At 56.8% G+C, this 13,791-nt stretch carries 14 protein-coding genes; 8 read left to right on the forward strand and 6 right to left on the reverse strand.

Annotation, left to right across the window (positions count from 1 at the left end; all coding sequences use genetic code 11):
* Positions 1-99: 99 nt before the first annotated feature.
* Both I9182_RS16015 and I9182_RS16020 read left to right on the forward strand, forming a co-directional pair.
* A complete protein-coding gene (locus I9182_RS16015) occupies positions 100-1,125 on the forward strand; it encodes a LacI family DNA-binding transcriptional regulator (RefSeq protein ID WP_209598937.1) in 1,026 nt (341 codons plus the stop codon).
* Complete coding sequence (locus tag I9182_RS16020) at positions 1,122-2,333, forward strand: crosslink repair DNA glycosylase YcaQ family protein (protein ID WP_209598938.1); 1,212 nt, start codon at positions 1,122-1,124, stop codon at positions 2,331-2,333. Before I9182_RS16015 ends, I9182_RS16020 begins: the two co-directional genes overlap by 4 nt.
* 3 nt (positions 2,334-2,336) lie before the next feature.
* On the opposite strand, the gene I9182_RS16025 is transcribed toward I9182_RS16020, so the two are convergent.
* Together I9182_RS16025 and hpaR are read right to left on the reverse strand one after the other, a co-directional pair.
* Positions 2,337-3,035, reverse strand: coding sequence for a fumarylacetoacetate hydrolase family protein (locus I9182_RS16025; protein WP_209598939.1), 699 nt, complete (start codon positions 3,033-3,035; stop codon positions 2,337-2,339).
* Positions 3,036-3,636: 601 nt separating this feature from the next.
* Positions 3,637-4,071, reverse strand: coding sequence for a homoprotocatechuate degradation operon regulator HpaR (gene hpaR / locus I9182_RS16030; RefSeq protein WP_209506956.1), 435 nt, complete (start codon positions 4,069-4,071; stop codon positions 3,637-3,639).
* A gap of 188 nt (positions 4,072-4,259) precedes the next feature.
* Here hpaR and I9182_RS16035 point away from each other — a divergent pair, with 188 nt between their 5' ends.
* On the forward strand, positions 4,260-5,030 hold the full coding sequence (locus I9182_RS16035; protein ID WP_209598940.1) for an HpcH/HpaI aldolase/citrate lyase family protein: 771 nt from the start codon (positions 4,260-4,262) through the stop codon (positions 5,028-5,030).
* Positions 5,031-5,034: 4 nt separating this feature from the next.
* On the opposite strand, the gene I9182_RS16040 is transcribed toward I9182_RS16035, so the two are convergent.
* Positions 5,035-6,177, reverse strand: coding sequence for a DUF3095 domain-containing protein (locus tag I9182_RS16040; RefSeq protein ID WP_209506954.1), 1,143 nt, complete (start codon positions 6,175-6,177; stop codon positions 5,035-5,037).
* 140 nt (positions 6,178-6,317) lie between these two features.
* Between I9182_RS16040 and I9182_RS16045 the strand changes: the two genes are divergently transcribed.
* The 3 genes from I9182_RS16045 (at position 6,318) to I9182_RS16055 (ending at position 9,669) form a co-directional block, all read left to right on the forward strand.
* A complete protein-coding gene (locus I9182_RS16045; RefSeq protein ID WP_209598941.1) occupies positions 6,318-7,490 on the forward strand; it encodes an MFS transporter in 1,173 nt (390 codons plus the stop codon).
* 21 nt (positions 7,491-7,511) lie between these two features.
* Positions 7,512-8,543, forward strand: coding sequence for a glycosyltransferase family 4 protein (locus I9182_RS16050; RefSeq protein ID WP_209598942.1), 1,032 nt, complete (start codon positions 7,512-7,514; stop codon positions 8,541-8,543).
* A gap of 103 nt (positions 8,544-8,646) precedes the next feature.
* A complete protein-coding gene (locus tag I9182_RS16055; RefSeq protein WP_209598943.1) occupies positions 8,647-9,669 on the forward strand; it encodes an aspartate-semialdehyde dehydrogenase in 1,023 nt (340 codons plus the stop codon).
* Positions 9,670-9,803: 134 nt separating this feature from the next.
* Here I9182_RS16055 and I9182_RS16060 read toward each other — a convergent pair whose 3' ends face one another.
* Positions 9,804-10,646, reverse strand: a complete 843-nt coding sequence (locus I9182_RS16060; protein ID WP_209598944.1) for a class I SAM-dependent methyltransferase — start codon at positions 10,644-10,646, stop codon at positions 9,804-9,806.
* A gap of 328 nt (positions 10,647-10,974) precedes the next feature.
* On the opposite strand from I9182_RS16060, the gene I9182_RS16065 reads away from it, so the two are divergent.
* On the forward strand, positions 10,975-11,892 hold the full coding sequence (locus I9182_RS16065) for an endonuclease/exonuclease/phosphatase family protein (protein ID WP_209598945.1): 918 nt from the start codon (positions 10,975-10,977) through the stop codon (positions 11,890-11,892).
* 63 nt (positions 11,893-11,955) lie between these two features.
* Here I9182_RS16065 and I9182_RS16070 read toward each other — a convergent pair whose 3' ends face one another.
* Positions 11,956-12,492: an SRPBCC family protein gene (locus I9182_RS16070; protein ID WP_209598946.1), complete on the reverse strand. Its 537-nt coding sequence runs from the start codon at positions 12,490-12,492 to the stop codon at positions 11,956-11,958.
* Between the two features lie 97 nt (positions 12,493-12,589).
* Positions 12,590-13,240, reverse strand: coding sequence for a carbonic anhydrase (locus I9182_RS16075; RefSeq protein WP_209506947.1), 651 nt, complete (start codon positions 13,238-13,240; stop codon positions 12,590-12,592).
* Positions 13,241-13,384: 144 nt separating this feature from the next.
* On the opposite strand from I9182_RS16075, the gene I9182_RS16080 reads away from it, so the two are divergent.
* Positions 13,385-13,774 (forward strand): hypothetical protein, encoded by a 390-nt coding sequence (locus I9182_RS16080; protein WP_209599019.1) that lies wholly within the window; start codon positions 13,385-13,387, stop codon positions 13,772-13,774.
* Positions 13,775-13,791: the final 17 nt, after the last annotated feature.

Genomic DNA, 13,791 nt, shown 5'->3' on the forward strand with positions numbered 1-13,791 from the left:
AACCGGGATTTTCCGGGTTGTCATCGCCTTTGCACAATTGTTGTACACACCGACCTGTTCACGCTACCATCGGACAAAACAACAACGCAGGTGCCTCCCGTGAACAGTGAAACCAAACGCCCGCTTACCCTTCGTGATGTGTCCGAGGCTTCCGGAGTATCCGAGATGACGGTAAGCCGGGTTCTGCGTAACCGGGGGGATGTGTCTGACGCCACCCGCACCCGCGTTCTGGCGGCCGCCAAGGAGCTTGGCTATGTTCCCAACAAGATCGCGGGCGCATTGGCGTCCAGCCGGGTTAATCTGATCGCGGTGATCATCCCTTCGCTTTCGAACATGGTCTTCCCCGAGGTGATGACAGGCATCAACCAGGTGTTGGAAGACACCGAACTGCAACCCGTGGTCGGTGTAACCGATTATCTGCCCGAGAAAGAGGAAAAAGTGCTGTACGAGATGCTCTCGTGGCGGCCCTCTGGCGTGATCATTGCGGGGCTTGAACATACCGAAGCCGCACGCGCCATGCTGGATTCGGCGGGTATTCCGGTGGTCGAGATCATGGACACGGATGGCAAGCCGGTGGATGCGATGGTGGGGATCTCACATCGCCGCGCCGGGCGCGAAATGGCGCAGGCAATCCTGAAGGCCGGGTATCAGCATATCGGTTTCATGGGTACCAAGATGCCGCTGGATCATCGCGCACGGAAGCGGTTCGAGGGCTTTACCGAAGTTCTTGGCAAACACGGGATCGAGATCGAGGATCGCGAGTTCTATTCCGGCGGATCGGCCCTGGCCAAAGGGCGCGAGATGACCCAGGCCATGCTGGAACGCTCGCCCGAGCTGGATTTTCTGTATTACTCGAACGATATGATCGGGGCCGGTGGCCTGCTGTACCTGCTGGAACAGGGTATCGATATTCCGGGACAGATCGGCCTGGCCGGGTTTAACAATGTCGAGCTTTTGCAGGGCCTGCCCCGAAAACTCGCGACGATGGATGCCTGTCGTCTGGAAATCGGCCGTCAAGCCGCCCTGATCATCGCCGAACGTCTGGAAAATCCTGATACCGAGATCGAGACACGCGTTACTCTGACCCCCACGATCAGCTATGGTGACACGCTGAAACGGCGATGAACACACCCCTGACAAGGCTCGACAATCGGGCGGCACGGGCGATCTTCATGGACCGCCACGCTTTGGGCGAACAACCCTCGGGTTCGGCCAAAGGTGTCGCGCTTCTGGATCTGATCCAACGGCTTGGGTTTGTTCAGCTTGACAGCATCAACACCGTTGCCCGAGCACATGACATGATCCTGTTCTCGCGCAGGCCCGCCTATCGCAGCGCCAACCTGAAAAGGCTCTATGAAAGGGACAATGCGCTTTTCGAGCATTGGACGCACGATGCAGCGGTCATTCCGATGGAGTTCTATCAGCATTGGCATCTGCGCTTTCAGCGGGATGCGGATATGTTGAAGGCGCGGTGGAAGAACTGGCGGCGGGATGGGTTCGAACAGCAGTTTGACACTGTCCTGCAACACATCCGCGACCATGGGGCGGTGTCGTCATCGGATGTTGGCAAGGATGAAAAGAAGGGCTCGGGCGGGTGGTGGGACTGGCACCCATCTAAAACCGCGTTGGAGTATCTGTGGCGCTCGGGTGCCCTGACCGTCGTTGGTCGGGATGGCTTCCAGAAACGCTATGATCTGACAGAGCGCGTGATTGAAACACATCTCTGCCCCGGCAGCACGCCCTGTGATGCCGAGGGGACCGTGGATTGGCTGTGCAACGCCGCACTGGACCGGCTGGGATTTGCAACATCCGGAGAGTTGGCGGCTTTCTGGGACACCGTCAGCGCGGCTGAGGCAAAAGACTGGTGCGCTGCGGCGCTGGAAAGTGGCGATATTGAAGAAATCGAGGTTACCTGTGCCGATGGGCGCTTGCGCAAGACATACGCCCGACCAGATCTGACGACCGAAGTACCGCAGCCACCAGGCCGCATTCGCGTGCTCAGCCCGTTTGATCCCATGCTGCGCGACCGCAACCGCGCCGAGCGGCTGTTCGGCTTTCACTACCGCATCGAGGTTTTCGTCCCCGAGGCCAAACGAACCTATGGATACTACGTTTTTCCGCTGCTTGAGGGCGACCGTATGATTGGCCGTATCGATATGAAAGCCCACCGCGATCGTGACCTGCTTCACGTCAAAGCGCTCTGGCCCGAGCGCCGGGTCCGCTGGTCAGATGCCCGTACCCGACGCCTGAACGCCGAGCTGGACCGGGTGCGGCGACTGGCCGGTGTGGAACATGTGACTTTCGCCAAGGACTGGCTGAAAGAGCCTGTTTAGGGTCTATTCTGCGTCTGACAGGGTCAACTTGACCGGCTCCAGCCCATCAATCTTACCTGTCAGAACATCCCCCGCAACAACCGGACCAACACCAGCCGGTGTACCGGTCAGGATCAGGTCACCGGGGCGCAGGTGGTAAAAGCCGGACAGGTGCATGACAATCTCGTCGATCTTCCAGATCAGCTCCTCCAGGGTCGCGTTCTGGCGCAACTCTCCGTTTACGCTTAGCTGAATGCGTTTGTCATCCTCCGGGGTCCAGTCGGTGGCTGGTGTCAACGGGGCAAAGACCGCTCCGTATTCGACGTCCTTTCCCAGATCCCAGGGCCGCTGCTTGTTGCGCTCGCGGATTTGCAGATCACGGCGCGTCATATCCAGGGCGCAGCCATAGGCAAAAACGGCATCCCACGCCTGCGCGCTAGTGGCGCGAAACACGGGCTTTCCAATGGCCAATGCCAATTCCATCTCATGATGGTAATTCTGGGTCCCGGCAGGATAAGGAACCGTCGCACCTGAGAGTACGGCGTTCGGGGCGGATTTGGTGAAGTAAAAAGGTGCCTCGCGATCCACCTCATTCCCCATTTCGGCGGCATGGGCTGCATAATTTCGACCGACGCAGAAGATCCGTCCAATGGGATATCCGGCCGCCGCGCCGACAACGGGGATGGTGATCGGGTCCGGAAGCGAAAACAGGCTGTTTGGCATGATAGTCCCTGAAGGTTGCGCAACTGCCATATTACGTCTGCCAGACCCGCCAGCAAGCCCGGAAAACACGCTGTATTTCGCCAATCTCGAAGAGGTGTTTCAGCGTGAAACGGCTCAATTCTGACCGGAATGACTGACGCCGTGTCAAAAATTGGTTTCATCAGTTTTTATGGTCTCACCAGTACACAAACAGGTCGAAACAACTCTTGGCTCAGTCCAAATCCGGGCTAAATCCTCAGGTAGTCAGGCCCGCGCCGATTTCGGTGCGGTGTCAAAATTCAGAACAGCAGCTTTGGTAAAGCATTTCACCAAAGTGACGTCGGCAAACCATACGCTGACCCATTTACCGGTCGGCAACTGCCTAAACCAGTTTCGGAGAGTATAGGTGCAAGGCCCCTCCCCCAAGGGCCAAAAGGCCCTGTTCAGAGCCATATCACAGGCTTTTCATGTACTCCGAAGCACAGGCCGGACCGTCAGGTTTGACGTAACCGGTCTTGGGCCAGGCACCAACGACCAGTCCGGGTCTGGCCGCCCCGTCGGAGACTCCCCCTACAGTTTCCGGCGGGGTCACTGCCGAAGACATCTGATGCAGTGCCGATGATCAGGATTCGAGGTCTTTCAACTCGTTCAGCAGATCCAGCAGGAGTTCATGCTTGTCCGGCCCAAGCTGAGATCGAATACGTTCTGCCTGAGCCGTGCTTGCAGCCAGATTGGCGCGAATGATCTGAACCCCTTTTGTGCTGATCTCAACAACCTGACGTCGTCGGTCTGCCGGATGGCTGCGCCGCGTGATCAGTCCACGGGTCTCCAGCTTTTGCAGAATGCGTGTCAGGCTTGGCAGTAACAGGCAGGCGCGATCAGCGATATGGGTCGGCTCTTGCGGGCCTTCTTCGTTCAACACCCGCAACACGCGCCACTGCTGTTCCGTGACGCCAGCGTCAGCCAGCATTGCTCGAATGGGTCCCATAACCTTTTCCCGCGCCCGCAAAAGCGCAATAGGCAAAGATCGCGACGTCAGAGGGAGATCGTCGGTCATAAGAAAATTATCACCGAAATCCGGGATATAAGCAAGCAACCCGACACACAGCAGCAGCGCCCACACCTGTATTCGCACGTTATGCGGGCCGATTTCAGGCTGGACAATTAAGAACGACCGTTGAAGATGCGACCGAGATCCATTTCATGTCCTTCTCACCTGCACCGGCTCAAATATGAGGTTTCAGCATGTCAGCCCCAAAGAATATGTTCAAACAGGCTCTAATAAAGGGCGAACAGCAGATTGGTTGCTGGATGAGCTTTGCCGAATCCGTCACCGCCGAGATCATGGGAACCGCGGGTTTCGATTGGCTGGTGATCGATGGTGAACATGCGCCAAATGATATCCGCTCGATCCGGGATCAACTGACAGCTTTGGCCAGCAGCGCATCTCATCCCGTTGTGCGGGTCCCTGTTGGAGAGACTTGGTTGATCAAGATGGTTCTGGATGCCGGTGCCCAGACAGTGCTGGTTCCGGTCGTTGAAAGCGCCGCGCAGGCGCAGGATCTGGTCCGTGGCTGCCGTTATCCGCCGGACGGGGTGCGGGGTGTTGGTGCAGCGGCATCGCGCGCCACGATGTATGGGTCTACAAGTGACTATATCCAGACCGCAGATCAGGAAATCTGCCTGTTGTTGCAAGTGGAAACCCGCGCCGGAGTGGCCGCGTTGGATGACATTCTTCAAGTCGAAGGTGTGGATGGCGTTTTCATTGGCCCCGCTGATCTGTCAACCGACATGGGGTACAAGGGCAACAGCGCCGCACCCGAGGTGCGCGCGGTCATCGCGGACGCCCTGGCCCGGATCAAGGCCGCAGGCAAAGCACCGGGCATCCTTGCCACCAATGACGAAGCGCGTCAGGCCTATCTGGACATGGGCGCCCAATTTCTAGCGGTCGGTATAGATGTGATGCTGCTGGCACAGGCGGCACGCGCGCTGGCCGGGCAATGGAAACCATCCTAAACAGTCAACCGCGCATTGCCGACGCGGCCTGCGCATAGCCACCCGAGGCTCCATCAACAAAATGCACATGGTCATCCCGTGTGGCCGAGGGGACGATACATGTCATCATCGCCTCGTCCTGTGCGTGCAAACCGTATCTGATTTTCCCCCGGCGACGCGCCTCTTCAAGCAGGTGTTCGATTTGGCGCAATGTGTCCGGATCGCAGTCGAGCGTCATTTTCAGCCCGTCATCAAACTTTCTGTAATCGGCATTGCTGCTGACCATATGTCTGTAATGGTCCGGCTCAAAGCGTCCCATCCGCAGGCCAGTTTTGAACAATACCGCGATCAACAGGTTCTGAACCAGCAGGACGACTTTGTGCAAAATCACATGACGCCCGTCGCGCGACACGTGTGCGTCGATGTCAAGGCCGGGCGGAGGCCATGTCATGGGCGGACCCTTTTCCGACACTGGATGGCCTGCGCGCTCAAGCGCTTCCGACGCGGATAGGACGGATTGCGCAAGATCGGCAAAGTCCCGTTCGGTTGCTGACGGTGTGGACTGTACGACCAGTGAAACGATCTGACCGTGACGGGCCGGGCTGTTGGACCACCTGCAAGACAGACCTGTCAGATCCGGCTGTGCACCTGGCCCTGCGGGTGTGACCATGTTTTGCCCGGCTTTCATCCCGGCCTCGGCCCAGGCCAGACCACCGCCGGAAAACATAGCGTAATCCACTCCGGTAGAGGGTGCATAGCGCGCAACGCGCAGATCCTTACCCGCTTTGCGAATATCAGCCACCGACACCAACGCCGCCCGCAATGGCATAGAGAACTCTTCATCTGCCCAGCGCCGCAAATCCGCCAGCGTAGCCCGGGCGGTTTCAGCTTTTCCAGGCGGGACAGCAAACCCCGCCCCATCGCCGCCAAAAACATATGGAAACAACGCGCCGTCCATTGCATTGATCATGGCCGAAATGACCGCAGCGCCCACAGTATTGACGGTCTTGTACCGGCCCCGCGCAATTTCGCCCGTTGAATCGACAATGTCGGCAACACCCAGAACCCAATCATCGGGCAGTTTTGAAAACTGCGCAGGATCTGACAGACGGGTAAAATCGCGCTGCAAGGGAAGGTTTTCGTAAAATGCAGACTGGAGGTCTTTCATGCTCCCCCTCGGAATCAATGTTTTGACAAAGATAGCCGGAAGGCGAGCCATGTCCTGATTTTGAAACATAATACACAGGCTTGTGCGTTGCATCACGGCGTGCCAAGCATTTTCCTCGGACGAGCAGGAAAGGGCTAAATATGCAGGCAGGTTTGGTGGTTTTATGCCTGGGCTATGTGCTCAGCCAGTTTTTCCGTGCCTTCCTTGCGGTTCTCAGCCTGGATCTGGAACGTGACATCAGTGCTGCACCCGAAGATCTGGCCTTTGCTTCCGGTCTTTGGTTTATCGTGTTCGCCGTCATGCAGATTCCGGTCGGATGGGCGCTGGACAAGATTGGCCCCCGCCTCACGTCCGCCGCGCTGCTTCTGGTGGGCGGGGCAGGTGGAGCGGCGGTTTTCGCAGCCGCAACAACGCCCTTGCACATCAGCATAGCCATGGGCCTGATCGGTGTCGGGTGCTCTCCGATCCTTATGGCATCCTATTATATCTTTGCGCGCGAATACCCTCCTGCGCAGTTTGCCACATTGGCCGCCGTGATGCTGGGCGCAGGCTCTGTAGGCAATCTGGTTGCTTCTTATCCAACTGCGCTTGCAGTGGAATGGATGGGATGGCGTGCAACGATGGTCGGGCTGGCCATGTTATCCGCCACAATCGCATTGGGCCTGTGGCTGACCGTTCATGACCCTTCGAAGGTCGAAACAGAACGCAAGGGATCGCTGCTGGATCTGCTGAAGGAGCCGGCCCTGTGGCTGATCCTGCCCCTGATGCTGGTTGCCTACGCCCCAGCTGCCGCGCTGCGCGGGCTTTGGGCCGGGCCGTACCTGAATGACGTTTTCGGCCTCAGTTCCACTCAGATCGGCACCGCAACACTGATCATGGGTGCGGCTATGATTGCGGGCACTTTTGTCTACGGACCGCTGGACCGTGTTTTTGGCACCCGGAAATGGGTGGTTTTCGCTGGCAACGCTTTGGGTTCAGTTGCGCTGGGCCTGCTCTGCCTGTGGATTGATAATGCAATATGGCTGTCCGTCCTGCTAATGGCTGTCGTCGGCTTTACCGGTGCCAGCTTCCCGGTCATCATGGCCCATGGCCGGGCGTTTGTTCCTCCGCATCTGGTAGGGCGTGGTGTGACATTGCTGAACCTGTTTGGCATCGGCGGCGTTGGTATAGCTCAATTTGTCACCGGGCGTATTCACGCAGCCACCGTGCACACAGGACCAACCGCGCCCTACACGGCAATATTCGGGTTTTTTGCGGTCACCCTTGCCATAGGGTGCGTGATCTATCTATTCAGCCGGGATAGTGTGGATTGATGCAGCCATCAGGAGAGCCCGTTGAAAGACCCCGTTGTCATAGCCCCAAATCTGAAACGCAGACTTTCGGGCGTAACGGCTACCATAGCAAGGCTGGTTCCGCTGCAAGCGCAATGGATCAATATCGTCGCCACTGGCCCTGGTCTGCCCGCCGACACCCCGCACATCCCGCTTGGTCGACTGCCTTTCCTGTCGCGTCGAAAATGGCGGGTCTGGCACGCGCGCCGCAACACCGAGATGCTACTGGGCCTCATCCTGCGCGATATGTTCCGGTTGAAACTCAAAATGCTGTTCACAAGCGCGTCCCAAAGGCCGCACACAGGCTATACCAAATGGCTGATCGGCAAGATGGATGCTGTCGTTGCAACCTCGCGCAAAACCGCAGGGTATCTTGAGCGAGACTCGCAGGTGGTAATGCATGGCATCAACCTGCAGGACTTTGTTCCGCCTTCAGACAAGGCCGCTGTCCGTGCCCGGCTGGGGCTGCCAGATGGGCTACTATTGGGGTGTTATGGCCGTATCCGACACCAAAAAGGCACGGATGCCTTTGTCGACGCCATGATTGACGTTTGCGGACGGTTCGACACAGTGTCCGGTATCATCATGGGCCGGGCAACCGAGAAACACACCACTTTTCTGGCCGAACTGAAGGATAAAGTCGCCAAAGCTGGCTTGTCTGATCGCATCCTTTTCAAGCCCGAGGTCACCGTAGATCAGATTGCTGAATGGTATCAGGCCCTGGACCTGTTTGTTGCGCCACAGAGGTGGGAGGGGTTTGGTTTGACCCCTCTCGAAGCGATGGCCTGCGGTGTTCCGGTCGTGGCCACAGATGTCGGCGCGTTTTCCGAGATTATTACTGATCCGTCCTTTGGCAAAGTGGTGACCCCCGATGACGTTCCTGCCTTGGTCGAGGCGATTGCGCAAATGCTGAAAAGTAATGATTCCCTGTCACAAGCAGGCCAGGCATCCCGGGCCCATGTCGAGCAGCATTTCGACATTCAGGGCGAAGCAAAGGCGCTGGTTGCGCTTTATGAACGACTTTTGAACGATTGAACCGCTTGAATTTGGCATCAGTCGTTGAAAACCCCGCTGATAGCCCTTTTTTCTTCGCCGCAACGCAGCTATGAACGCGCGTCCTTAACTTTGGAGACATGAAATGGGCTATCGCGTCGTAGTCGTCGGCGCCACGGGCAACGTGGGCCGCGAAATGCTGAACATTCTGGCTGAACGCCAGTTCCCGGTTGATGAACTTGCCGCCCTGGCAAGCCGTCGCTCGCTGGGTACCGAAGTAAGCTTTGGCGACAAGACCCTTACGACCAAAGATCTGGACACGTTCGATTTCACCGGCTGGGACATGGCGCTGTTTGCCGTGGGGTCCGAGGCGACCAAAGTCTACGCCCCCAAGGCGGCTGCGGCGGGTTGTGTGGTAATCGATAACTCGTCGCTCTATCGCTATGACCCGGACATTCCGCTGATCGTGCCGGAATGTAACCCGCAGGCGATCCACGACTACAAGAACAAGAACATCATCGCCAACCCCAACTGCTCGACCGCGCAGATGGTTGTCGCGCTCAAGCCGCTGCATGACCGCGCCAAGATCAAGCGCGTTGTTGTGTCGACCTATCAGTCGGTTTCGGGTGCCGGCAAGGAAGGTATGGATGAGCTTTGGGATCAGACCAAGGCCATCTACAACCCTACCACCGAAGTTGAGCCGAAAAAGTTCCAGAAGCAGATCGCCTTCAACGTCATTCCGCAAATCGACGTCTTCATGGAAGACGGCTCGACCAAGGAAGAGTGGAAGATGGTTGTCGAGACCAAGAAGATCGTCGATCCGTCGATCAAGGTTACGGCCACCTGCGTCCGCGTTCCGGTCTTCGTCGGCCATTCCGAGGCCGTGAACATCGAGTTCGAGGAATTCCTGGACGAAGACGAAGCCCGCGATATCCTGCGCGAAGCGCCAGGCATCATGGTGATCGACAAGCGCGAAGCGGGTGGCTACGTCTCGCCCATCGAATGCGCAGGCGACTTTGCCACATTCATCAGCCGCATCCGCCAGGATTCGACCATCGAGAACGGCCTGAACCTGTGGTGCGTCAGCGACAACCTGCGCAAGGGCGCCGCCCTGAACGCGGTTCAGATCGCCGAGCTGCTGGGCCGTGAGGTTCTGAAAAAGGGCTGACAAACAGCTTCTTTGGACAGGAAACAAAGAAACCCGCTGCATGTTCAGCGGGTTTTTTTGTACCATTCGTCAAGTTTCCGGCCTGTGCCGCCAATGAGCGAGGGTTTTGAAAGACGGGTTTCCCAACACCTACGTCACCGTGAACAAGAAAATAGATTAACTACAGCAGGTACCCGGACATTGCCTCCTTTATCAAACTGTTCGAAGTTTACCTTCACGGCATGTTCAATCGCCACTTCGTCGGCTTCGCTCCCTTTGTGGGCTTTCATGATGCGAGCCGCTGGGCCGACCTTGCTGGCAGCCCGCGCCGCACCCGCAACTCCGCCTGGAGGTGTAAGTACAATGTCTACCGGACGGGCTTCGACATTGGATAAGCCTGCCCGATTCATCAAGTCAACTACGCGATTGCAATCCTGAAAAGCAGACGGTCCGGGCGCATTGGGATTCCCTTTTGGCTGAGGCCCAAACCTTTCTTCAGCCGCTTGTTTCGGAATCTCGAACCAAGGGTTTTTGGCCACAGAAGCCCAGCAAACAAATACCATTTTCCCACGAGTGTTCAGCGCATTGGATAGATTTCCAAGGGCTGCAACCGGATCGGCGAAGAAGCTCATGCCTAATCGGGACACCAGAAGATCAAAAGGATGGGCTGAAAAAGCATGCGTTTGGACATCGGCCAAGAGGAAGGTGGCGTTTCGAATTCCTTCTGCCTTTGCTCTACTGGCAGCACGACCAAGAAGGGCCTCCGAAATGTCCACCCCAAGCACATCGCCATCCGGCACGCGCTGGGCCGATTCAAGGGTGCTTGCCCCCGTCCCGCACCCTATGTCGATGATGCGGTCTGTTGGAAGGATGTTGGTCGTAGCGAGCATCATGTTCAACATACCGGCCATCGCGGTATCAAGGGCATGCTCGTGTTCAATCCATTTCAACCCTGCAGGAGAAGCCCAATAATCAGCCTGCGCTTTGTTTGCATCCATGGCAATGTGATCCCGGTTTGCCTCACGTTAGCAAACATTCAAGCCCAATGCAGCATGTTGTAGATTGCGATACTAAAGCTGACCCTCATACTTCAGAAATGATCTACTTTTGATCACCCTTTCCCGCAACCAGCGCATTCTGGGCCACCTGCCGAATCCATAGGGGCACCAATACGGACTGGTGCAAAAGACTTCCGCAAACTCGGTGAAGATGCCCGACCTGTTGACAAATTCAGGCGTGCTTGCCAGCTAAACACGGACCTGAACGCGACGGATGGGTCATTAAAGACAACAGGTGGTGCCCTGCACACGGCATCAGAGGCAGAGCATGGGAACTTCGACCAAACGCAGAATTGGCAGATACCTGATCATAGGATGTGCAGGCATTCTGATTGGGCTTATCCTCATCGGGTTTACCGGGCAATTCCTGGCGGTGGGAGACTCCTTCGCGCTTTTCCGTCCGCAAGCCGGCGTTCTGCTTTTGCCGTGTGCCGCGATCCTGCTGTATATGCGTGCCAGATACCTTGCTTTGGTGACCTTGGCCATTGCCGCTGTTGCCGTCGGATCAATCGCAACCAGTTTTGCCGCGCCACCCAAGGCCTGCGACGGCCCGTGCCTGACGCTGTATCAAAAGAACCTCATGAGGCGGGCTTGGCCGCGGTATTCGCTGGCCGACGACATCATTGCATCCGATGCTCAGATCGTAACGTTGCAGGAAGTCTCAAGTCACAACCGCGAATACATGAGCAACCTGTTCGAGCATTACCCCGAAAAGGTGATCTGTGAGTTTCGTCCCGAACAAAACGTTGCCATCCTGACAACTCTTCCGATTGTCGAAGGTTCCGGGTTCTGCCTGAAAGGCCATGGTCTTGTCGGATTGCAGGTCAAGGCCCCGGATGGGTCTTTGGTCTGGATCGTATCGATCCACCTGAAGTGGCCTTTTCCCTACGACCAATCAACCCAAAGCCGGATCATTGCAGAACGCATCGCAAAATTGGATGGCCCGGTTCTGATTGCCGGAGATTTCAACATGGTTCCCTGGGGTGCAAGCGTTCGGCGGATCGCAGCGGCAGCAGACAACCAGAGTTTTGGGGCCGTCCTGAATACTCATAATCTTGGCAGCTGGCACTTACCCTTGCCGATCGACAACCTTTTGTTCCCGAAAGGAACAACCGGAACGGTTGAGCTGCGCCCGTTCATGGGATCCGACCATTTCGGCAAATTCGCGCGGTTTCGTTTGGATTGATCCGCAAGTTCCCCGCCGCTTTGGCGGGCATACCAGAACGAATGTCGCAATCCCAAGAAGGGTCTAGGTGTTATTTTCGATCAGCGCTTTCAGATTATTCAACCCCCGCTCGTAATCGCCACCAACCCATTTATCCATCATCACCCCCATCCAGCGGGACATGGGATTGAGCCCCAGATCGGATTCGAACCCCCAAGTCACATTGGTCGCGTCACCATCGGGTGTCAGGGTGAACGAAGCCGACGCCGTGCCCATCTGCCCAAAGTCCAGATCTGTTTTGACCAGTTGATTTTCCACGCTTTCGACGATTTCCTGCGACCCCGTACCGACCTGTGCGTGATCCGAGCTCCAGTTCAACTTGTTACCGACGCCTTCCTCGGGGCCACTGTAGCTTAGTTTCGTCTCCGGATCGCGTGACAGCCAGGGTGACCATTTCTCGGTCGCTTGCATGGAATTCACAAACGGAAAGATCACTGCGGCCGGGGCGTCGATGGTGATGCTGCGGGACACTTCCGCCTTGCCGGGCAACACGTATGAGACGGCGACGAACAGAAAAACAAGAAGGCACAGCCCTGCGAGAATTCGTTGAAGTATCTTCATAGCAAGCTCCAAAATCAAACGTCATGTGTGGAGCATACGAAAAAACGGCCCGGAATCAGAGCCGTATTCCGCATCAATTATTCACTATGAACCGTCGTCACACCGGGACAAATTTCTTCTGTATTGGGTCGAAACTCTCTAACCCGCCAGCACCGATATCGGTCCACAACCCGTGCAGGCTCAGAGTGCCTTTTTCGACCGCTGACGAGATGAACGGGAACGTCATCAGGTTTTCAAGCGACGCGACAACCGACTGGCGTTCCAGCTGCCGGGCTTGTTCGAGGCTGTCTTCGATATCAGCGACAAGTTCGAATTTTGGTTTCAGAATGTCCATCCAGCGACCGACAAAGCTTTCTTTTGCGTCCAGTTGCGGCGCCTGACCCTTGCACATGTCGATACAGCCCTGAACACCACCGCATTGCGAATGGCCAAGAACCATCAGATGCGCAACCTTGAGAGAAGTGACGGCATACTCGATTGCTGCGCTGGTACCGTGATGATCACCGTCCGGCGCATAGGGTGGCACCAGATTGGCGATATTGCGGTGGATAAAGAAATCGCCCTGATCGGCACCGAACATCGAGGTCACATGGACCCGGCTGTCGCAGCAGGAAATCACCATCGCCCGGGGCCGCTGCCCTTCATCTGCCAGCCGCTTGAACCAGACCTGGTTTTCTGAATATGTGGTCGCTTTCCAGCCGTGATACCGCGTGACCAGATAGCTCGGCAAAGGTTTGGCAAATTCCATTACGGTGTCCCCGTTCTTGTCACTGACCGATCCTCTAAACTGAATTCTAGGAAAATTCGAGTAATTATCCGGTTTCTCTGCAAGGTTTTGCAAAGGAATTTGCCACCAGTATCAAACCTGCGCCGTGGGGGCGTCAGAATTAGGGTGAATGTGGTGGAAAAAATTATCACGCTTGAACACAAGGAATCCGTCCGTCTGGATTCGGACCAACTAAGTGGCCTTTACCGTCAACTGGGCGACAAGAACGCGCTGGATGTGCTGTGCCGCACCATCGAAGAACTGGCCGTGCGCCTGTCGAACTGCGAACGCTTTTGGCGTCAGCGCGAATGGGCCGAACTGCGCAAATGCGCAAGGTCCCTGGTCGCGATTTCCGAACAGGTCGGGATGACGGTTCTGGCCAGGGTTGCAGGGGACGTGGCACAGGCCGTCGATTCCGGCGACGCGGTAGCAGCGGGCGCGACGCTGGGACGTCTGATCCGCGTTGGGGAGCGGTCATTGACAGCCGTCTGGGATCAACAGGACCTTTCCGTCTGACAGGGGTTGCGGGCAGA

The organism is Ruegeria sp. HKCCSP351 (assembly GCF_017872535.1).
Taxonomy (GTDB): domain Bacteria; phylum Pseudomonadota; class Alphaproteobacteria; order Rhodobacterales; family Rhodobacteraceae; genus Ruegeria.

Bases quoted from the DNA above. Each gene is read 5' to 3' on its own strand.
- I9182_RS16020 (WP_209598938.1), top strand. From the start codon at position 1,122: ATGAACACACCCCTGACAAGGCTCGACAATCGGGCGGCACGGGCGATC.
- I9182_RS16025 (WP_209598939.1), bottom strand. From the start codon at position 3,035: ATGCCAAACAGCCTGTTTTCGCTTCCGGACCCGATCACCATCCCCGTT.
- hpaR (WP_209506956.1), bottom strand. From the start codon at position 4,071: ATGACCGACGATCTCCCTCTGACGTCGCGATCTTTGCCTATTGCGCTT.
- I9182_RS16035 (WP_209598940.1), top strand. From the start codon at position 4,260: ATGTCAGCCCCAAAGAATATGTTCAAACAGGCTCTAATAAAGGGCGAA.
- I9182_RS16040 (WP_209506954.1), bottom strand. From the start codon at position 6,177: ATGAAAGACCTCCAGTCTGCATTTTACGAAAACCTTCCCTTGCAGCGC.
- I9182_RS16045 (WP_209598941.1), top strand. From the start codon at position 6,318: ATGCAGGCAGGTTTGGTGGTTTTATGCCTGGGCTATGTGCTCAGCCAG.
- I9182_RS16055 (WP_209598943.1), top strand. From the start codon at position 8,647: ATGGGCTATCGCGTCGTAGTCGTCGGCGCCACGGGCAACGTGGGCCGC.
- I9182_RS16060 (WP_209598944.1), bottom strand. From the start codon at position 10,646: ATGGATGCAAACAAAGCGCAGGCTGATTATTGGGCTTCTCCTGCAGGG.
- I9182_RS16065 (WP_209598945.1), top strand. From the start codon at position 10,975: ATGGGAACTTCGACCAAACGCAGAATTGGCAGATACCTGATCATAGGA.
- I9182_RS16070 (WP_209598946.1), bottom strand. From the start codon at position 12,492: ATGAAGATACTTCAACGAATTCTCGCAGGGCTGTGCCTTCTTGTTTTT.
- I9182_RS16075 (WP_209506947.1), bottom strand. From the start codon at position 13,240: ATGGAATTTGCCAAACCTTTGCCGAGCTATCTGGTCACGCGGTATCAC.